The organism is Wenjunlia tyrosinilytica (assembly GCF_014646055.1).
GTDB lineage: Bacteria > Actinomycetota > Actinomycetes > Streptomycetales > Streptomycetaceae > Wenjunlia > Wenjunlia tyrosinilytica.
Genome location: NZ_BMMS01000012.1, coordinates 31675 through 52424 on the forward strand (window position 1 = coordinate 31675; position 20750 = coordinate 52424).

The window sequence follows — 20750 nt, forward strand, 5'->3', positions numbered from 1 at the left end:
GCCCACCCGGACTCCTCCCCCGCCGGATTCCTCCCCCGCCGGTCTCGTTCCCGCCCGCTACGGGGCGAACGAGTCCGCGAGATACCGGGCGGCCTGCTGTGCGCCGTAGCTCTGAACCGGGCCGAAGTACCACGACGGGTCGAACCCACGCCCGTAGTCGAGCCTCCACGTCACCCGGGTCTGCCCCGGCGTGAGCGGCTGCCAGGTCACCTCCGCGCCCCGGAGGTCCGACCATTCGTCCAGTGCGGTGTCCTCGACAACGCGGAAGAGCACCCGGCGCGCGGTGTGGTCCTCGACCCGCAAGCGAAGGGCCCGAGGTCCCCGCTGCACCCCGAGTCCCAACGGGCTGTGCGGGCTGAACTCCACGGTCCGCAGGTCGCCGACCGCGAGCCCGCCCCCGCGCTCGACCACCGGCCGGGGAAAGCCCAGGCGGAGCACGGCAGGCCGTCGAGCCGAGAAGTGCGGCGGCACGGCGAGCGCCTGCTCCACCTGCTCGGGGGTGCCGTTCACGGTGTGGGAGACCACGACGGCGGTGCTGCGGGGCAGGGTGTAGGCGAATCCCTCCAGGCCCAGCGCCACCAGCAGGAGCACGGTCACGACCCGCCCCCGCCGACTCCCGCAGGCGACGGCGAACCCCACCGCCACCAGGTAGAACAGCGGCGCGGCGAGGAGGAGCGAGACCACGCCCACGTTGAACAGGGGACCCGCGACCACGAGTCCGAAGGTGACCGCCACCGCGGCCGTCCACGCCGATCCGGCGACGGGTCCGACGAGGACGACCGCGGCCGCCATCAGCGCGGGCAGCCCCAGGAAGAACAGCGTGGTCCGCTCCAGGCCGAACGCGTGCAGGAAGCGGTAGCCCCCGGCGGCGCAGACGAGCGCCCCGAGCACGGCGGCCAGGCGCCGGGGGCCCATGCCGCTCCTGCGCGTGGCGAACAACGGCGGCGGAAGGTTCGCCGGCTCCGGATACGGATGCTGACGCGACCGCATGTGCTCGAGCATGAGCCGTCCCCTTCGACGGGCCGTTCCATGGGTTGTTCGAGGCGCGGCGGCTCCGAAGGACAATTCTTTCGAAATCGCTGCGTCCGATGCGTTGAACCGTATGCCGAACCGGGCGTGGAGCGTGCGAACGCCATGGCTCCATCCGAAGGATGGAGGGGTGACGACCTACTGCCTGTCCCGATTCCCCGCGCCGGTGGAACCCTTCCGGGCCCACTCACGTCGGATCGGCATGCGACGACGAAATGCAACCACCGTCTGGACGGCCCTGCTCGTGGCGGTCGCCGCCGCCGCGGTCTCGTGCGGCAACGAGCCGGCCCCTGCCGGCAAGGGGTCCGGGGCCCAGGGATCGCAGGACTCCTCGGCCGGAGCCGGGTCCTCATCAGGCCCGTCCGGGCGCATCGACTCACGGCTGGTCTACTTCGCCAAGGACCTGGGCGTGCCGCACGACCTTCACACGGTCGTGCGTACCGAGAAGGAGCGCGCCCTGCTGCCCGGGTGGTTCGCGGGCGCCCGCGTTGACGCGAAGGCGGAGCGGGAGATCGAGGCGAAGACGATGGGCACCGACCTCAAGCGCAACGCCCTGGTGGCCTACGTCACCACCACCGGCTGCAGCCAGGCGGGCAGCACACAGCTCCTCGCCGACGGCGACCGGCTGAGCGTCCGCCTCGTCGACCGCCCCAAGCCCCCGTCGGAGTGCCTGCGGCCCTACAAGGCCGTGAGCGTGTTCGAGGTCCCGCTCGCCAAGCTGCCCAAGCACCCCGTCTTCGGGTCGGAGAGGGACAAGCCCGACCCGGCGAGCCCTGGTGAGCTGGCGGCGTTCACCCGTCTGGACAAGGCCTCCGCGGCCGGACCGGAGAAGAAGGCCGAGGTCACGGAGCCCGGTGCGCTCAAGGACTTCCTGAGCGCACTGCCCTCGGGCACGGACAAGAAGGTGCGAAGCCAGCTCGCCAAGGCCGGCCCCGAAGAGCCGGGCGAGCGGCGGTTCGCCTTCACGCTCACCGGCTGCAAGGCGAAGGGCGCGGATCTGGCGGTCTCGCGCAAGGGGCTCGCGGCGTCGCCGAGCGGCGGGGAGAATGTGCGCTGCCTGCGCGCCGAGCGGTATGTGGCGGTCTTCTCGCTGCCCCGGCCGCTGGTGCCGGAGCAGCCCCTCGGCCCCAAGTTCTGACACGGGAAGTGCTGACACGGGGACGGCGTGGCGGTGGGCCGGGAAGCCGGCCCGGCCCACCGCCACGCCCTTCGGGGACCGCTCCTTCGAGGTCTACTTCAGATCGATCTGGAACGCCTTGTCCGAGCCGTCCGGCTGCCCGCCGTTGTTGTCCGCGTTGGTCGTGGTCAGCCAGAGCGAGCTCTTGCCGGGCACCTTCTCCACGGTGCGCAGCCGCCCGTAGGCGTTGACGTAGTACGCGGTCGGGGTGCCCGCCGTCGTTCCGCTGACCGGGATGCGCCACAGCCGCTGGCCGCGCAGCGCCGCCATGTACAGCGCGCCGTCGGAGTAGGCCAGGCCGCTTGGGGAGGCCTGGGAGACCGCCCACTGCTTCTTCGGGTTGGTCATCCCGGAGGTGGAGCAGTTGCCCTCACAGATGGGCCAGCCGTAGTTCTTGCCGGGCTCGATGAGGTTGAGCTCGTCGTACTTGCTGTTGCCGAACTCGGCGGACCACAGGCGTCCCTGCGGGTCCCAGGCGAGGCCCTGCGGATTGCGGTGGCCGTAGGAGTAGACGTAGTTCCCGAACGGGTTGCCGGGGGCCGGCTTGCCGTCGGCGGTCATCCGCAGGATCTTGCCGTTGAGCGAGTTCTTGTCCTGGGCGAGGTTCGGCGTCTGGGCCTCTCCGACGGTGGCGTAGAGGTAGCCGTCGGGGCCGAACTTCAGCCGCCCGCCGTTGTGGAAGGTGCTCTTCTTGATGCCGGTGAGGAGCACCTTGTAGCCGCCGAGCGCGGAGCCGTCGTACGTCATCCGCACGATCCGGTTGTCGCTGGAGGAGGTGTGGTAGAGGTAGATGAAGTGGTCATCGGCCCAGTTGGGCGACACCGCGATGCCCAGCAGGCCTCCCTCGCCGTTGGTGGTCACGACGTTGGGCACCTTTCCGACCTGGGTCCTGGTGCCGGACTGCGTGAGTTTGAAGAGCTTGAACGAGTCCCGTTCGGTGATCAGCGCGGAGCCGTCCGGGAGCCAGCCGAGCCCCCAGGGGATCGACCAGCCGCTGGAGATCGTTTTGATGCTGGAGGGGACCTTGTCGCCGCTGGAGTCGGGCAGGGTCTTGGCGGTGACCTGGTTGCTGGGGTCGGACACATTGCCCGCCGCGTCCTTGGCCCGCACGGTCAGCTGGTAGGAGCTGTCGGCGGCGAGGCCGGTGACGGTCGCCGAGGTTCCCTTGGCGTCGGGCAGGATCACGGTGGTGCCGTTGTAGACGTCGTAGCCGGTCACACCGACGTCGTCCGTCGAGGCGTTCCACTTCAGCGAGGCGGTGCTGGAGGTGGTGCCGGTGACGGCAAGGCCGGTGGGCGCCGTGGGCTTGGTCGTGTCGCTGCTCGGCGGGGTGGTGACCGGGAGCATGGTGCTGGCCTGCGAGACATTCCCGGCGGCGTCGCGGGCGAAGACCGTGAAGCGGTACTGCGTGTTGGCCTTCAGGCCGGTCACGTTCTTGCTGGTGGACGTGCCCGCGGCCTCGGCGATCTTGTTGCCGTCGTGGTAGATGTCGTAGGCGGCGACGCCGACGTTGTCGGTGGCGGCGTCCCACGCGAGAGCGACGCTGGTGGCGGTGGACCCGGTGGAGCGCAGGTTCTGCGGGGCGGTGGGCGCCTGGGTGTCGCCGCCCGAGCCGCCGTAGACCTGGAACTCCTGGAGTGAGTAGCCCATCGTCGGGCGGCACCGCGCGCTGCCGGTCATCCGGACGTAGCGGGCGCTGCCGGAGACGGTGAGGTCGTCGGTCCCGCCGTCCCCCGTGGTGGTCGAGTAGACGCTCTTCCAGGTGCTGTTGTCGGTGGAGAACTCCACCTTGTAGCTGGTGGCGCAGGACAGGTCCCAGACGAGCTTGACCTCGCTGATGGAGTTGGCGGCGCCCAGGTCGACCTTGATCCACTGGGGGTCGACATTGCGCACGCTGGCCCAGCGGGTGGTGGTGCTGCCGTCCACCGCGTTCTTGGCCGCGTAGTCGGCTCCCCCCTCCGAGGACGCGGTCGTCGGCTTGCCCTGGCTCAGCAAGGCGGGCGCTGCGTTGCCCGTCCCGGCCACCGTGACGAGGAGCCCTCCGGCGAGAGTCGCCACGGCTCCTGTGGCCATCAGGACTTCGAGTCTTCGGTTCGGCATCGCGTGTCCTCCGCAGTGATCCAGGCAGGAATGATCCAGGCATGACAAGTTCTGCTCGAACCGCGGCGGATGGTCCGAACCAAGCATTGGAACCGTAAGGAGTCCTTCCTAATGCGGTCAAGAGGTCGGATCACTTCATGACGTGAAGTTGGGCCTCCCCCGCGGATCGCGGCCAGCGGCCGACGGGCGGGCCTGCGCGAGTGCCCGGCGGGTCGCGGTGGGCAGAGCTGATCGGGCGACACATCGGGCCACGGGCATGCGCGGAGCATTGACCGGCAATAACTTTCGCACGAATCTGACTCTCTGGAACTTTCCTTCAGGAACCATCCGGGCGTTCCACCGAAGGCTCCACCGAACGCTCCACCGAACGCTCCACCGAACGTCCCTCCCGAATGCGCGAACTCCTCCTGACCGGAAGGAGCACCAGTGCACAACACCTCGCCATGTAGCGGCCCTTCCCGCCGTTCGGTCCTCACCGCCACGGCGGCGCTCTCGGCTGCGACGGCCGCCGGCGCCGGCCCCGCCTTCGCCGCGGCCGGCGGCCACCGCGCGAAGGCCGCCGCGCTCGTGCGCCGTATGAGCCTCGAGGAGAAGGTCGGCCAGCTCTTCGTGATGCGGGTCTACGGCGCCTCGGCCACCCGTCCGGCCCCCGAGGACGTGGCCGCCAATCAGCAGGAGATCGGCGTGGCCGACGCCGCCGAGCTGATCGCCAAGTACCACGTCGGCGGCATCATCTACTTCGCCTGGGCGCACAACACCCATGACCCCCACCAGATCGCCGACCTGTCCAACGGCATCCAGAAGGCGGGCCTGACCGGCCGCACCCCCATCCCGTTGCTGATCTCCACCGACCAGGAACAGGGCGCGGTGGCCCGTATCGGCTCACCCGCCACCCTCTTCCCCGGAGGAATGGCCCTCGGCGCGGCCGGGAGCACCGGTGCCGCCAGGTCCGCGGCTCTGGTGGCGGGCAGCGAGCTGGCCGCGATGGGCGTCAACCAGAACTACGCCCCGGTCGCCGACGTCAACGTCAACCCGGCCAACCCGGTCATCAACGTACGGTCCTTCGGCGCGGACCCCAAGGCCGTCGCCTCGCTCGTGGGTGCCCAGGTGGACGGCTACCAGCGCGCGGGTCTGGCCTCCACCGCCAAGCACTTCCCCGGCCACGGCGACACCGGCACCGACAGCCACTACGACCTGCCGGTCATCAACCACTCCCTGGAGGAGTGGAACCGTGTGGACGCGCCCCCGTTCCGGGCGGCGGTCGCGCACCGCATCGACAGCATCATGACCGCGCACATCCTCGTTCCCGCGCTGGATCCCTCCGGGGACCCGGCGACGCTGTCCGGGCCGATCCTCACCGGGGTGCTGCGCCGGCAGCTCGGCTACAACGGGGTCGTGGTCACCGACTCGCTCGGCATGGCGGGGGTGCGGCAGAAGTACGGGGACGACCGCGTTCCGGTGCTCGCCCTCAAGGCCGGGGCGGACCAGCTGCTGAACCCGCCCGACCTGGACGTCGCCTGGAACGCGGTCCTGGCGGCGGTCCGGAGCGGCGAGCTGACCGAACGGCGCCTCGACATCTCGCTGACGCGCATCCTGGAGCTGAAGCTGCGCAAGGGCCTGTTCACCCACCCCTATGTCACCCACCGGGGTGTGGACCGGACGGTGGGCATCCGGGCCCATCTCGCGGCGGCCGACCGGATCACCGAGCGGACCACCACCCTGCTGCGCAACGACGGCGGGCTGCTGCCCCTGACCGCCGCCCGCCCCCGGATCCTCGTCGTCGGCGCCGACCCGGCGGCTCCCTCGGGCACCGGGGGCCCGCCGACGGCCGTGGTCGCGGCAGCGCTGGGCGAGCTGGGGCACTCGGCGTCCGCGGTGTCCACGGGCATCGCTCCCGGCCAGGCGCAGATCGACCGGGCGGTGGCCGCCGCCGCTTCCGCCGACGCCGTCGTGGTCCTCACCTACAACGTCACCGCCGCGTCCACGCAGCGCGGACTGGTCCAGGCGCTGCTGGACACCGGGAAGCCGGTTGCGCAGATCGCCGTCCGCAATCCCTACGACATCGCCCAGCTGCCCGGGATCAAGGCAGCCCTGGCCACGTACTCATGGACGGATGTCGCCCTGCGGGCGGCCGCGCGGGCGCTGACCGGCAGGGTCTCCCCCACGGGCAGGCTGCCGGTCGCCGTGCCCAGGGCCGACGACCCGGCGAAGGCGCTCTACCCGATCGGATACGGGCTCACCTACTGAACACCGAGTCCGGCCCAGCGCTCCACGGGCTCAACGGGCTCAACGGGCTCAACGGGATGACCGCCGACCTCTATGGCGGGCCGGGGCGAGAGGACGGCGCGGGCGCTCAGGCGACCGCCGCCTCCTCGACCTCGCCGGTGAAGGTCCGCCACAGCTCGGCGTAGCGGCCCTCGGCCTCGAGGAGTTCGGCGTGCGTGCCGTCCTCCACGACCCGTCCCCGGTCCAGCACCACGACCCGGTCCGCTCGGGCTGCCGTGGTGAGCCGGTGCGCGACCACGAGGGTGGTGCGGCGCCCGGCGAGCCGCTCGGTGGCCCGGTTGACCAGTGCCTCGGTGGCCAGGTCGAGGGCCGCGGTCGCCTCGTCGAGCAGGAGCAGGTCGGGGTCGACCAGTTCGGCGCGGGCCAGTGCGATGAGCTGGCGCTGACCGGCCGACAGATTGCGTCCGCGTTCGGCCACGCGGTGCAGATAGCCGCCCTCCAGCGTGGCGATCATCTCGTGCGCGCCGACCGCGCGGGCCGCCGCCTCCACCTCGTGGTCGGCGGCGTCGGGACGGCCGTAGGCGATGGCGTCGCGCACCGTTCCGGGGAAGAGGAACGGCTCCTGCGGCACGACGCCCAGGCGGCGCCGGTAGCCCGTCAGGTCGTACTCGCGCAGGTCGGTGCCGTCCACCAGGACCGCGCCCGACGTCACGTCGTAGAACCTGGCCACCAGCTTGACCAGCGTCGACTTGCCCGCGCCGGTCTCACCGACGAAGGCCACGGTCTGCCCGGCGGGGATGCGCAGCGAGATCCCGGCCATGGCCTCCTGCTCGGCCTCGCCGCCCTCGGCACCCTCGGCACCCTCGGCACCCTCGCCGGAGATGTTGTAGCTGAAGTGCACGTCGTCGAACTCGACCTCGCCGCGCAGCTTCTCCACCCGACGGGGCTCTGCGGGCAGCGGGGTCGCCGTCCGCAGCCGCAGCAGGCCGCGGACCCGGCCCAGCGAGACGGAGGCCTGCTGGTATCCGTCGAAGATCTGGGAGAGCTGCTGGACGGGGGCGAAGAACAGGTCGATGTAGAGCAGGTACGCCACCAGCGCACCCGCCGTCAGGGTGCCGTCACTGACCCGCCCGGCGCCGACGATGAGCACCAGGGCCGCGGCGACGGACGCCAGGAACTGCACGAAGGGGAAGTACACCGAGATGTAGCGCTGACCGCGTACCCGGGCCTGGCGGTACTGAGCGCTGTCGGCGGCGAACACCTCGGCGCCGCGCCGCTCACCGCGGAACGCCTGGACGACCCGCAGACCGGCCACATGCTCCTGAAGGCTCGCGTTGACCGTGCTGACCTTCTCCCGGGCCTGCTCGTACGCCCGTACCGCGCCCCTGCGGAAGTAGTACGTGCTCACCGCGAGCACCGGGAGCGCGGCGAAGACGATCAGAGCCAGTTCGACATCGAGAACGAGCAGCGCGACCAGGACGCCGAAGAAGGTGAAGAGGCTGACGACGGCGGTGACGAGTCCGGTCTGGAGGAAGGTGCTGAGCGCGTCCACGTCGGTCGTCATCCGGGTCATGATCCGGCCGGTGAGCTCGCGCTCGTAGTAGTCGAGGCCGAGCCGCTGGAGTTGGGCGAAGATCTTGACGCGCAGGGAGTACAGGATCCGCTCACCGGTGCGCCCGGTCATCCGGATCTCCCCGGCCTGCGCGGCCCACTGGGCGACGACGATCACGAGCCCGGCGAACGAGGCCGCCCACACCGCGCTCAGCGCGACCTGCTGCACACCCTGGTCGATGCCGTAGCGGATCAGGATCGGCAGCACCAGCCCGGCGAGCGCGTCGACGGCCACGAGCAGGAAGCTGATGGCCAGCGGTGCGCGGAAGCCGCGCAGAAGGGCCCGGAGGTTGAAGTCGGGGTCGGCGGCGCGGGCGGCCCGCTCGTCCACCTTGGGGGTGTCGGTGGCGGGCGGCAGTGCGGAGACCTTGGCGAGCAGGTCGGGGGTGGCGGGCATCCCGGCCATGCCGGCGGCCATGCCCCCGCCGTGCCGACCGACAGCGGGCACGGCGGCGGCCGGGGTCCTGGCCTCACCGTCGCCCTTGGCGGCCGGGGCGGGCTCGTCCTCGTCGCGGCGCCACAATTGGGGGGTGATGCCCTGTGGGATTCGGGCCCGGACGCCCCGGTGGTCGTCGAGGTGCCCGTCGACGGACACTTTGGTGCGGCCGTCTGCATCGCCGTCGATGTGCCCGTTCACATGCCCGTCGGCGTGCCCGTCGATGCGGCCGTCGGCATGTCCGTCGATGTGCCCGTTGACATGCCCGTTCACATGTCCGTTCACATGTCCGTTCCGGGCCGCCAGGGCGGCGGGGTCCTTCTCGCGTACCTCCCCGGCGAGGGCGTCCGGGTCCGTGAGCAGCGCCCGGTACAGCGGACATCGCTCCTCGAGCTCGCCGTGGGTCCCGATGTCGACCAGCCGCCCGGCGTCGAGCACGGCTATCCGGTCGGCGAGCAGCAGGGTCGAGCGGCGGTGGGCGATCAGCAGCGTGGTGCGGCCGACCATGACCTCGCGCAGCGCGTCGTGGATCTCGGCCTCCACCTGGGCGTCCACGGCCGAGGTGGCGTCGTCCAGCAGGAGGAGCCTGGGGTCGGTGAGGATGGCGCGGGCCAGGGCGATGCGCTGGCGCTGACCGCCGGACAGCGTCAGGCCCTGCTCACCGACGACGGTGTCGTAGCCGTCGGGCAGTTCGCGGATGAACTCGTCGGCCTGCGCCGCCCGGGTCGCGGCGAGCATCTGCTCCTCGGACGCGTCCGGCTGACCGTAGAGGATGTTGAAGCGCACGGTGTCGGAGAACAGGAAGCTGTCCTCGGGCACCATGCCGATCGCGGCCCTCAGCGACTCGGTGGTCAGTTCGCGCACGTCGTGGCCGCCCACCCGCACCGTGCCGGAGGCGGCGTCGTAGAAGCGGGGCAGCAGGAGCGAGACCGTGGACTTGCCCGATCCGGAGGTCCCGACGACGGCGAGGGTCCGGCCCTGTTCGATGCGCAGGCTCAGGTCGCTGAGGACCGGGCGCTTCTCGTCGTATCCGAAGGTGACGTGCTCGAACTCCACGGTCGCGGGGGCGTCGGCGGGCAGCGCGTGGGCGTCGGCCTTGTCCTTGATCAGCGGCTCGGTGTCGATGAGCTCGAAAACGCGCTCCACACCAGCGCGGGCCTGCTGGCCCACGGTGAGGAACATCGTGAGCATGCGCACGGGCCCCGTGAGCTGCGCCAGGTAGGTGGAGAAGGCGACGAAGGTGCCCAGGGTGACCTGGCCGTGCGTGGCCATCCAGCCGCCCAGCGCCAGCATGCCCACCTGGCCGAGGGAGGGGACGGCCTGGAGGGCGGGGGTGTAGCGGCTGTTGAGCTTGACGGTGCGCAGGCGGGCGGCGAACAGCTTGCGGCTGACCCGTCGCAGCTTGGCCATCTCCTGCTCCTCCTGCCCGAAGCCTTTGACGACGCGGACTCCGGTGACCGAGCCGTCCACGATCCCGGCGACGGCGGCGGCCTGCCCCTGCGCGTACCAGGTGGCCGGGAAGAGCCGGGTGCGGCTGCGCACCGCCAGGAACCACAGGGCGGGGGCGACGGCGAGGGCCACGAGCGTCAGCAGGGGCGAGAGCACGAGCATGACGACGAGCGAGAGGCCGAACAGGAGCATGTTGCCGATCATCATCGGCAGCATGAACAGCATCCCCTGGATGAGCTGGAGGTCCGAGGTGGCCCGTCCGATGACCTGACCGGTGTCGAGTTCATCCTGACGGGCGCCGTCCAGCCGGGTCAGCGAGCGGAACATCTCATTGCGCAGGTCGTGCTGGACGTCGAGCGCGAGCCGCCCGCCGTAGAAGCGCCGCACATAGGTGAGCCCGTAGACGACGAGGGCCGCGATGACCAGGACGGCGGCCCAGGGGCCCAGCGGCCGGGTGTGGGAGACGATGACGTCGTCGATGATCAGCCGGGGCACGAGCGGAACGAGCGCGGTGACGGCCATCCCGGCGAGCGAGGCCCCGAACGCGAGCAGGACATTGCGCCGGTAACGCCAGCAGTAGCGCGCGAGCCTGCGCAGCCAGCCCTGCCCCTGTTCAGCCCGACCTGACACCCGTTCCACCTTTTCCAAGGGAAATGTACTTAGCCATACTAATGAAAAAAATCCCGTCCACCGGATGAACCGGTGGACGGGACTTCTGATTCCCTGGCCAATGATTCCCAGTCCGCCTCGAACGGCCCTCGGGCCGGCTCGGACGGTGCCGCGGCTGTGCGCCCGCGCTACTCCCCGTGGTCGCCGTGGTCGCCGTGGTCGCCGTGGGTGGGAGCGAACATCCGCAGGAGGGCCGGAAGCACCACGACATTCGGGCCGGGGGCCGCCAGGGCCTTGGCCAGGTCGGCCTCCAGGTCCTCCACGGTGGTCCGCACGGCCGGGACGCCGAACGACTCCGCCAGCTTCACGAAGTCGGGGCGGGCCAGCTCCGTCGCCGTCGCCTGGCCGAAGGCGTCGTTCATGTACTCGCGCAGGATGCCGTAGCCGCCGTCGTCGACGATCAGCCAGGTGACCTTGAGATCCAGCTGGCGGGCGGTGGCCAGCTCGGCGATCGAGTACATGGCGCCGCCGTCGCCCGACACGGCGAGCACCGGCTTCGACCGGTCGGCCGCGGCGGCACCGAGCGCCGCCGGGTAGCCGTAGCCGAGGCCGCCGGCGCCCTGGGCGGAGTGCATGGTGTTCGGCTCGCGGGCGTCGAACGCCGACCAGGCCCAGTAGGCGAGGATCGTCATGTCCCAGCAGCTGACCGCGTCGTCCGGCAGGGCCGCGCGGACGGAGGCGAGCACCCGCTGCTCGAGGCCGAGGTCCTGGGAGCCGATGCGCTCGGCGACCTTGGACAGCACCTCGGACACGGCCTTCGCGGCCGTCTCGTCGGGGCGTTCGCCGACCGCCTCCAGCAGCGCCTCCAGGGCCGGGCGCGCGTCGGCGTGCAGGGCGAGCGCCGGGACATTGGACTCGAGCTTGCCCAGGTCCGCCTCGATCTGGATCACCCGGCCGCGGGGGCGGAAGGTGTGGTAGTTCGAGGACAGCTCGCCGAGACCGGAGCCGACCACGAGGAGCACATCGGCCTCCTCCAAGAAGTCGGTGGTGTGCCGGTCCTCGATCCACGACTGGAGCGAGAGCGGGTGCTCCCAGGGGAACGCGCCCTTGCCGCCGAAGGTGGTGGCCACGGCCGCGTTGGCCTTCTCGGCGAGCGCCAGGAGCTCGGGGGCGGCTCCCGCGCGCACCACGCCTCCGCCCGCGAGGATCGCGGGGCGCTGGGCACCGGAGAGCAGCCTGGCCGCCTCCTCGACCAGCTCGGGGCGGGGCAGCGGGGGGCGCGGCGAGGCGGACAGCGCCGTCACCGGCGGCACGGTCGTCTCGGCCAGCAGGACGTCCTGCGGGATCTCCACCCAGGTGGGGCCGTAGGGCGCGGTGAGGGCCGACTCCCAGGCCGCGGCGATCGCCGAGGGGATCTGGGAGGCCGAACGGACGGTGTGCACGGACTTCACGACGTCCCGGAAGGAGGCCTTCTGGTCGGTCAGCTCGTGCAGATAGCCCTTGCGGCCTCCGCCGAGCCCCGCGGTAGGGACCTGGCTGCTGATGCCCAGGACGGGCGCCGACGCGGCGGCGGCCTCCTGGAGCGCTGCCAGGGTCATGAGCGCACCGGGGCCGGTGGACACCAGCAGGGGCGTGACCGTCCCGGTGACCCGGGCGAAGGCGTCGGCGGCGAAGCCCGCGTTGTTCTCCACCCGCAGGCCCACGTACTCCAGGCCGGAGCGGCGCAGCGCGTCGAAGGTGCCGAGGGCGTGCTGTCCCGGCAGGCCGAAGACCGTGGTCGCGCCCAGGGCGGCCAGGGACTCGGTGACCAGGTCTCCCCCGTTGCGCGTCACTTCCCGGCCTCGCGGGCGGCGGCGATCCGGCGGGACATGATGGTGGTCAGCTCGTAGGCGGTGTGCGACGCGGCGACCGAGGTGATCTCGGCGTGGTCGTAGGCCGGGGCCACCTCGACGAGGTCGGCGGAGACCAGGTTGCACGAGGACAGACCGCGCAGGATCTCCAGCAGTTCGCGGGAGGTCAGGCCGCCCGCCTCGGGCGTGCCCGTGCCGGGGGCGTGCGCCGGGTCGAGCACGTCGATGTCGATGGAGATGTACAGCGGGCGGTCGCCGATGCGCCCGCGCAGCTGGTCGGCCACCTCGTCGACACCGCGCCGCATGACGTCGGCGGAGGTGACGATGCCGAAGCCCATCTTCTCGTCGTCGTCGAGGTCCTTCTTCCCGTAGAGCGGGCCGCGGGTGCCGACGTGGGACAGCGCCTCGGTGTCGAGCAGACCCTCCTCGACGGCCCGGCGGAACGGGGTGCCGTGGGTGTACTCGGCGCCGAAGTAGGTGTCCCAGGTGTCGAGGTGGGCGTCGAAGTGCAGCAGGGCCACGGGGCCGTGCTTGCGGACGACCGACCGCAGGAGCGGCAGGGCGATGGTGTGGTCGCCGCCGAGGGTCATCAGGCGGGCGCCGGTGTCGAGCAGGTCGTCGGCGGCGGCCTGGACGGTCTCGACGGCCTCGTTGATGTCGAACGGGTTGGCGGCGATGTCACCGGCGTCCGCGACCTGGGCGAGGGCGAACGGGGAGGCGTCCTGCGCCGGGTTGTACGGGCGCAGGAGCCGGGAGGCCTCACGGATGGCGTTGCCGCCGAAGCGGGCGCCGGGACGGTACGAGACACCGGAGTCGAAGGGGACGCCGACGACGGCGATGTCGGCGGTCCCTACCTCGTCCAGGCGCGGCAGCCGGGCGAACGTGGCCGCTCCCGCGTACCGCGGTGTGCGGGACGAGTCGATGGGGCCGCGGGGCTCGGTGCTCATGAGTGGATGCCCTTCCGATGATGCTTTCTGATGACAAGTGGGGATTGTGTCAGGCGTTCGCCGGGACCGGCGGCACGTCGCTCTCCTCCGCCGCGGGACCGCGGCCCGCGAGCCGCTCGCGCCAGGCGCTCAGGACGGCGGCGTCCGTGGGCTTGGTGGCCAGGCTGATGACCGCGTAGGCGGCGAGGCCGGCGAGCAGGCCGTAGTAGATGGGCTCGTTCGCCAGGATGCCCTTGGTCGCCATGAGGACGACGACCGTGCCGCCGCCGACCGCGATGGAGGCCAGGGCGCCGGGGGCGGTGCCGCGCTTCCACAGCAGTCCGCCGAGGATGGGGACGAGCAGGCCGCCGACGAGAAGGTTGTAGGCCACGGTGAGCGCCTCGACCACGTTGTTCAGCGCGATCGCGATGGAGATCACGCCGACACCCATGATCAGGATGAAGGCGCGGTTGCCGCGGACCTCGTCGTGGTCGGTGCCCTCGCGCCTGATGCCGCGCAGACGGGACCAGATGTCGTTGTTGGCCACGGTGGCGCAGGCGATCAGCGCGCCGGAGGAGGTCGACATCACCGCGGACAGCGCCGCGGCGAGGACCAGGCCCTTCACACCGATGGGCAGGGCGTCCTTCACGACGGTGGCGAAGGCGTCGTCCGCGCTGCCGAGCTTGGGGTAGAGGACCTTCGCGGCGGTGCCGATGACGGCACCGGCGATCGCGTACACCAGGCAGTAGATGCCGGAGACGGTGCCGCCGAGGCGGGCGACCTTGTCGCTGCGGGCGGTGAAGACGCGCTGCCAGATGTCCTGGCCGATCAGCATGCCGAAGGTGTAGATCAGCACGTAGGTGAAGATCGTCTCCGTGCCGATGTTCATCGGGGAGAAGTAGCCGTGGGGGAGCTTGTCCTTCATCTCGCCGAAGCCGCCGGCCTTGACCACGGCGATGGGCAGCAGGAGGAGCAGGACACCGACGGTCTTGACGACGAACTGCACCATGTCGGTCAGGGTGATCGACCACATGCCGCCGAGCGTGGAGTAGCACACGACGATGGCGCCGCCGAGGATGATCGCCACGGTCCGGTCGAGGCCGAACAGCACGTCGAAGATGGTCGCGTAGGCGATGGTCGAGGTGACGGCGAGCATGAGGGTGTAGGCCCACATGACGATGCCGGAGATGACCGCCGACGAGCCGCCGTAGCGCAGGTCGAGCATCTGGGAGACGGTGTAGACCTTCAGGCGGGCGATGCGGGCGGAGAAGAAGATGCTCAGCGCCAGCAGGCCGAGGCCGATGGTGAGGACCATCCAGGCGCCCGAGAGACCGTACTTGTAGCCGAGCCCGACGCCTCCGATGGTGGAGGCGCCGCCGAGGACGATCGCGGCCATGGTGCCGGAGTACATCCATGGGCCGAGGCGGCGGCCGGCCACGAGGAAGTCGCTCTTGGAGCGGGCGCGGCGCATGCCCCACCAGCCCATGGCGAGCATGCCGGCCAGGTACACGACGATGACGGCGTAGTCGACGGCCATCCGGGCCTCCGCGATGTGAGGGAGCGGTTCGGGGGAGGGTGGTGCTGTGGGGGACTGCTCTGGGGAAGTGACCGCCGCGGTGAGGGGGCAGCGCGTCGGAGTTGACTCTAGGTGGCCACAAAGGGGCGGAGAAGTGTACGTTTCATCCATCCTCACTATGCGATCAGGATGAACCATCCATATGAACGAGCCCCCGCTCTCACCGTCCGCGACCCTCGCCGTGCCGCTGACCTGGCTGCTGGCCCGAGAGGATCTCGGTCTGCGGCAGGTGGCGGGGACGCCCGCCGAGGACACCTCCATCGCCTGGGTGCACACCAGCGAGATGGACGACCCCGTGCCCTATCTGCTGGGCGGGGAGCTCCTGCTGACCGCCGGGGTGCACTTCCCCGCGACCGGTGACCGGCACGAATACCTCGACCGCTATGTCGCGCGGGCCGTGGAGGCCGGGGCGGCGGCGCTCGGCTTCGGTGTCGCGCCCGTCCACGACACCGTGCCCCCCGAGCTGGTGGCCGCCTGCGACATGCACGGGCTGCCGCTGCTCGAGGTCCCGCCCCCGACCTCGTTCGTGGCCGTCGGACGGGCGGTGTGGCTGGCGATCTCCGAGGCCAGGACCCGGGAGCTGCGCCGGATGAGCGAGGCGCAGCAGGGGCTGGCCACGGCGGCGGCCCGGCGCGACCCCGTTCCGGCGGTGCTGCGCCAGCTCGCGCACGCGCTGACGGCCTGGGTGGTGCTCTTCGACCGGGAGGGGCGGGAGCTGCACTCGGCCGGTGTGCGTCCCTCGGATCCCGTTCCCGCCCGGCTGGCCTCTTTGGCGGCGCGGCTGCACGGCGGCCGGCCCCTGTCCACCGCCGCCGACCACACGGGCGACCAGCATCTGACCGCGCACGCCCTGGCCGAGACCGGGCTGGTGCTCGGCCTGGCGGCGGGGCACCAGGACGCGGTGGACCGGTCGGTGTCCGGAGTCGCGGCGGTCCTGCTGTCGCTGCTGACCGGGTCCCGGCACAGCCTGTCCGCATCGGGGTCGGCGGCGGCGCTGGTGCGCCTTCTGCTCGGTGCCCGCCCCGAGGACGCGGCACCACTGCTCGGTGAGGGCCCCTGGGCCGTCGTGCGCGGCCGACGGCGCGGGCGGACGACGGAGGCCCCGGAGCTGGCGGCGGCGACGCTGGGCACCGCGCTCGGCACCCCGTTCGTGGACGTCGAGGGCGAGGAGCTACGGGCACTCCTGCCCGGGGACGCGGCCGTCGCCGAGCAGCCCGGGTGGACGCTCGGCGTCAGCGCGCCCGCGCCCGCCGCGGATCTGACCGTCGCCGAGGGTCAGGCGGAACGGGCTCTGCGGCGGGCCCTGGCCAACCGGGCGGCCGTCGCCCGCCACCGCCCCCAGGACTCGGGGATGGCCTCGCTGGTCGCCCCGGGAGAGGCCGCCGTGCTCGCCCGCGCCCGGCTGTCCCCTCTGGCGGACGCCCCGGAGCTGGCGGAGACCCTGCGCGCCTGGCTCTCACTGCACGGCAGCTGGGACCGCACCGCGGTGGCCCTGGAGGTGCACCGCAACACCGTCCGCCAGCGCATCGCCCGGGTCGAATCCCTGCTGGACGCCGACCTCGCCGACGCCGACACCCGGATGGAGCTGTGGTTCGCGCTGCGGTTTCTGCCGGCGAACCCTGGGCCCGGACATGGCGGGAAGTGACGGGCGCCACCCCGCCGATCACCGGCCTCCCGTCCCACGGCCACGGGTGGACGTTGGACAATGCCCGCATGGCCAAGTCGAAAGTCCGTAACGCCACGCCCGCCCGTGACGAGCTCGTCGCCCATCTCGTCCGGTCCCGCATAGCCGGAGACGTGGCGACCCCGCGCGACAACAACCTCGCCCACTACCGCGAACTGGCGGAGGGCAACCGGCACTTCTGGCTCGGCCTCGAACTCGGCGACCGCTGGACCGACGAGAGGGCGGTCCTGGAGGTGATGGCGCAGCGCTGCGGCGTCGTCGCCGACCCCAACCATGTGTCCGGCCAGGACACCATCAACGCCGAGCTGACGGTGGACGCCCTCGAACGTGTGGCCGTTCGGCTGCGCAAGGCCATCGCGGGCGAGCAGCGGGTGCTCTTCGCTACCGGCCACCCTGCGGGAATGCTGCCCGTCCACCAGGCGGTGGCCCGCTCCCTGCGGCTGGTGGGCTGCCGGCTCGTCACCCCGGCCGAGGGACTGTACGCGGACAACGGGGATGTACGGCTGATCGGTGGCGTCTCCGCCCTGCACCGGGGCGGCAACCTGCTGCACACCCACTCCCCCGACCCGATGACCGCGATCCTGGACGCCCTGGAGCGCGACGACCTGCCGATGCCCGACCTGGTCTTCGCCGACCACGGCTGGGCCGGCTGCGCGGCACAGCGGGGCATCGACACCATCGGCTTCGCCGACTGCAACGATCCCGCCCTCTTCGTCGGCGAGGCGGAAGGCACGATCGCCGTAACCGTCCCCCTGGACGACAACGTCCCCCCGCACCTGTACGACCCGATGACGGAGTACCTGCTGGAGATGGCGGGCCTTTTCGACGACTGACCAGCGAGGATCTCCTCGGCTGACCGACCGGTCGACGGTCGGTCGGTCAGCCGGGTCGGTCGGTCAGCCGGTCAGCCGGGTGGGTCGGGTGGGTCGGGTGGGTTGGTCGGTCGGTCGAGGTGTCAGAGGCGTTCGATCTCGGTCAGGTCGATGTCGATCGTGAAGGGCACGGTGAGCTTGAGCCGCTCGTGGAAGATGCCGGTGCCGATGTAAGCACCGGTCGCCGGGTCGAGTTCATAGACGTAGACCACCGGCAGCCTGCCCTCGCCCTTCTCCACCCGCCAGTAGTGCTGGATCCCGGCGGCCGCGTACTTGCGGGGCTTGGCGTCCCGGTCCCGCTCCTCCGACTCCGGCGAGACCACCTCGACGACGAGGACGACGTCCTCGGCCAGGTAACCGGTCTCGTCGGCGGCTTCACTCACCGCTTCGGCGCGGACCACCGAGACGTCGGGCTCGGGTCGGTTTCTCTTCCCGAGCGTGACACTCATCTCCCGTCGGACACGCAGTGTCTCCGGCACCTGGGTCCGCAGCCTGCTTTCCAGCAGGAACATCGCCAGCGTATGGAAACTCTTCCGCGGACTCACGAAGACAAGACTCCCGTCGATCAGCTCCGTGTGCGGAGGCAGGTCCGGGAGCCGATCCAGGTCGTCGGCCGTGTAACCGCCACTCGGCGGAATGAGCCAATCGGGCAGCGGGGCCGCGGTCATCGTTCCTCCCATGGGCGGGATTTTCGTCGTCTTGTTCAGGCTACCCAGTGCGAATGCCGGTGCGGTCACTCGAAAGGGTGATCATGACGGCTGGGTTGACCGTCCGCTGCCGCGCCGAAGGCGCCCAGGGCGAGTCTGTGCAGGAGGAACGCCATGGCCGTGCGGCCCGGGGCCGGCGTGGAGCGGGGCGCCGAGGTGCTGTGCGGGGTGGAGTTGATCAGGCCGAAGACGGCGTGCACACAGGCGCGGGCCTCCGGTTCGGCCAGGCCGGGATAGACCTCGCGCACCACCTCGACCCACAGCTCCACATACTGCCGCTGGAGCTGGCGCACCAGCTTGCGGTCGGACTCGCGCAGGCGGTCCAGCTCGCGGTCGTGCAAAGTGATCAGCGGGCGGTCGTCCAGCGCGAAGTCGATGTGCCCGCGGACCAGCGATTCCAGGGCGGAGTGCGCGTCCTCCGCCTCGGCCTTGCGCCGCTTGCCCTCGGCCAGCAGCCGTCCGCTGATGCCGACGAGCAGCTCCGCCAGCATCGCGTCCTTGCCGGCGAAGTGCCGGTACAGGCCGGGGCCGCTGATGCCGACCGCGGCCCCGATCTCGTCCACGCCCACACCGTGGAAGCCGCGCGAGGCGAACAGCCGGGCGGCCTCCCGCAGGATCTGGTCCCGCCGGGACCCGGCGCTCTTGTCTGTCGTGGAACTGGGCACCCGGCCATTCTAGACAGGGGCGTTAGTGCTCGTTAACCTGGTGGCAATAGTTAACGACCACTAACGTGACCACCAGGACGAACGGCACCGGCAGGTCGGCACCCGGGCCTCGGGTCCGGATCCGGAGCAAAGGAGCTTCGAGACGATGGGACAGCAGGCGGGCATCGCCCCAGGAGACGTCGGCGCTCCCATACTGACCAGCGCGCTCGACCCCGGCTCGGACGTCTACCGGAGCAATGCCGGAGCGCACTCCCGGCTGGCCGCCGAGCTCGGCGAGAAGCTGGCCGCGGCCCGGCTCGGCGGGGGCGAGCGGGCCCGTGCCCGGCACACCGCCCGGGGCAAGCTCCTGCCCCGCGACCGGGTCGACACCCTCCTCGACCCCGGCTCGCCGTTCCTGGAGATCGCCCCGCTGGCGGCCGACGGGCTGTACGACGGCCAGGCGCCCGCCGCGGGCGTCATCGCGGGGATCGGGCGCGTGCGCGGCCGCGAGGTCGTCGTCGTGGCCAACGACGCCACGGTCAAGGGCGGCACCTACTACCCGATGACCGTGAAGAAGCACCTGCGGGCCCAGGAGATCGCGCTGGAGAACCGCCTGCCGTGCGTGTACCTGGTGGACTCCGGCGGCGCCTTCCTGCCCAAGCAGGACGAGGTCTTCCCCGACCGCGAGCACTTCGGCCGGATCTTCTACAACCAGGCGACGATGTCCGCGCGCGGCATCCCGCAGATCGCCGCCGTCCTCGGCTCCTGCACCGCGGGTGGCGCGTATGTGCCCGCCATGAGCGACGAGGCCGTCATCGTGCGCAACCAGGGCACGATCTTCCTCGGCGGCCCGCCGCTGGTGAAGGCCGCCACCGGTGAGGTCGTCACCGCGGAGGAGCTCGGCGGCGGCGAGGTGCACTCGCGCACCTCCGGCGTCACCGACCACCTCGCGGAGAACGACGCGCACGCCCTGCGGATCGTGCGCGACATCGTCTCCACGCTCGCGCCCCGCACCCCCCGGCCGTGGCGCGTGGTGCCGGTCGAGGAGCCCTCGGTCGACCCGGCGGGTCTGTACGGAGCGGTGCCGGTGGACCCGCGCACGCCGTACGACGTCCGCGAGGTCGTCGCCCGGGTCGTGGACGGTTCCCGCTTCGCGGAGTTCAAGGCCGAGTACGGGCAGACGCTCGTGACCGGCTTCGCCCACATCCACGGGCACCCGGTGGGGATCGTCGCGAACAACGGCATCCTGTTCTCCGAGTCCGCCCAGAAGGGCGCCCACTTCATCGAGCTGTGCGACCAGCGCGCCATCCCGCTGCTGTTCCTGCAGAACATCTCGGGCTTCATGGTCGGCCGCCAGTACGAGGCCGGCGGCATCGCCAAGCACGGCGCCAAGATGGTCATGGCCGTGGCCTGCACCCGCGTGCCGAAGCTCACCGTGGTCGTCGGCGGCTCCTACGGCGCGGGCAACTACTCGATGTGCGGCCGGGCCTACTCCCCCCGCTTCCTGTGGATGTGGCCCAACGCCAAGATCTCCGTCATGGGCGGCGAGCAGGCCGCCTCCGTCCTTGCCACCGTCAAGCGCGACCAGATCGAGGCGCAGGGCGAGAGCTGGCCGACCGAGGACGAGGAAGCGTTCAAGTCCCCCATCCGCGCGCAGTACGAGACGCAGGGCAACGCCTACTACGCCACGGCCCGGCTGTGGGACGACGGCGTGATCGACCCGATGGACACCCGCACCGTGCTCGGCCTCGCCCTGACCGCGTGCGCCAACGCGCCGCTGCCGCACCGCGATCCCTCCGCGCCCGGCTACGGCGTCTTCCGGATGTGAGGGGTGTGAGGGGTGTGACGGCTGTG

Annotated in this window: 13 protein-coding genes; 5 read left to right on the plus strand and 8 right to left on the minus strand. The window is 71.4% G+C overall.

The genetic code is table 11. The annotated features are described in order from the left end of the window. Positions 1 to 57: 57 nt before the first annotated feature. On the minus strand, positions 58 to 1002 hold the full coding sequence (locus IEY86_RS15030; RefSeq protein ID WP_189132189.1) for an SRPBCC family protein: 945 nt from the start codon (positions 1000 to 1002) through the stop codon (positions 58 to 60). Positions 1003 to 1231: 229 nt separating this feature from the next. Between IEY86_RS15030 and IEY86_RS15035 the strand changes: the two genes are divergently transcribed. Continuing rightward, entirely contained in the window at positions 1232 to 2167 is a 936-nt protein-coding gene (locus tag IEY86_RS15035) for a hypothetical protein (protein WP_189132190.1), read from the plus strand. Between the two features lie 93 nt (positions 2168 to 2260). Here the strand turns inward: IEY86_RS15035 and IEY86_RS15040 are convergent, their stop codons facing one another. Then, positions 2261 to 4306: a PQQ-dependent sugar dehydrogenase gene (locus IEY86_RS15040; RefSeq protein ID WP_229698445.1), complete on the minus strand. Its 2046-nt coding sequence runs from the start codon at positions 4304 to 4306 to the stop codon at positions 2261 to 2263. Between the two features lie 426 nt (positions 4307 to 4732). On the opposite strand from IEY86_RS15040, the gene IEY86_RS15045 reads away from it, so the two are divergent. Beyond that, on the plus strand, positions 4733 to 6553 hold the full coding sequence (locus tag IEY86_RS15045; protein WP_189132191.1) for a glycoside hydrolase family 3 protein: 1821 nt from the start codon (positions 4733 to 4735) through the stop codon (positions 6551 to 6553). Between the two features lie 106 nt (positions 6554 to 6659). Here IEY86_RS15045 and IEY86_RS15050 read toward each other — a convergent pair whose 3' ends face one another. From IEY86_RS15050 to IEY86_RS15065, 4 genes are all read right to left on the minus strand, one after another. Next, positions 6660 to 10658: an ABC transporter ATP-binding protein gene (locus IEY86_RS15050; protein WP_189132192.1), complete on the minus strand. Its 3999-nt coding sequence runs from the start codon at positions 10656 to 10658 to the stop codon at positions 6660 to 6662. A 167-nt stretch (positions 10659 to 10825) separates the two neighbouring features. Further along, entirely contained in the window at positions 10826 to 12469 is a 1644-nt protein-coding gene (locus IEY86_RS15055; RefSeq protein WP_189132193.1) for a thiamine pyrophosphate-binding protein, read from the minus strand. Beyond that, positions 12466 to 13434, minus strand: a complete 969-nt coding sequence (gene speB, locus IEY86_RS15060) for an agmatinase (protein ID WP_189132194.1) — start codon at positions 13432 to 13434, stop codon at positions 12466 to 12468. The genes IEY86_RS15055 and speB overlap by 4 nt, the downstream gene beginning before the upstream one ends. A 49-nt stretch (positions 13435 to 13483) precedes the next feature. Next, complete coding sequence (locus IEY86_RS15065; protein ID WP_189132195.1) at positions 13484 to 14950, minus strand: sodium:solute symporter family protein; 1467 nt, start codon at positions 14948 to 14950, stop codon at positions 13484 to 13486. Positions 14951 to 15131: 181 nt separating this feature from the next. On the opposite strand from IEY86_RS15065, the gene IEY86_RS15070 reads away from it, so the two are divergent. Together IEY86_RS15070 and IEY86_RS15075 are read left to right on the plus strand one after the other, a co-directional pair. Then, the gene (locus IEY86_RS15070; protein ID WP_189132196.1) at positions 15132 to 16634 is read left to right on the plus strand and encodes a PucR family transcriptional regulator; all 1503 of its coding nucleotides are present in this window, start codon (positions 15132 to 15134) and stop codon (positions 16632 to 16634) included. 68 nt (positions 16635 to 16702) lie between these two features. Then, positions 16703 to 17506, plus strand: a complete 804-nt coding sequence (locus IEY86_RS15075; RefSeq protein ID WP_189132197.1) for a phosphatase — start codon at positions 16703 to 16705, stop codon at positions 17504 to 17506. Between the two features lie 122 nt (positions 17507 to 17628). Here IEY86_RS15075 and IEY86_RS15080 read toward each other — a convergent pair whose 3' ends face one another. Together IEY86_RS15080 and IEY86_RS15085 are read right to left on the minus strand one after the other, a co-directional pair. Continuing rightward, positions 17629 to 18213 (minus strand): Uma2 family endonuclease, encoded by a 585-nt coding sequence (locus IEY86_RS15080; RefSeq protein ID WP_189132338.1) that lies wholly within the window; start codon positions 18211 to 18213, stop codon positions 17629 to 17631. A 65-nt stretch (positions 18214 to 18278) separates the two neighbouring features. Beyond that, positions 18279 to 18917 (minus strand): SACE_7040 family transcriptional regulator, encoded by a 639-nt coding sequence (locus IEY86_RS15085; protein ID WP_189132198.1) that lies wholly within the window; start codon positions 18915 to 18917, stop codon positions 18279 to 18281. A 145-nt stretch (positions 18918 to 19062) separates the two neighbouring features. Here IEY86_RS15085 and IEY86_RS15090 point away from each other — a divergent pair, with 145 nt between their 5' ends. Then, positions 19063 to 20724, plus strand: coding sequence for a carboxyl transferase domain-containing protein (locus tag IEY86_RS15090; protein WP_189132199.1), 1662 nt, complete (start codon positions 19063 to 19065; stop codon positions 20722 to 20724). Positions 20725 to 20750: the final 26 nt, after the last annotated feature.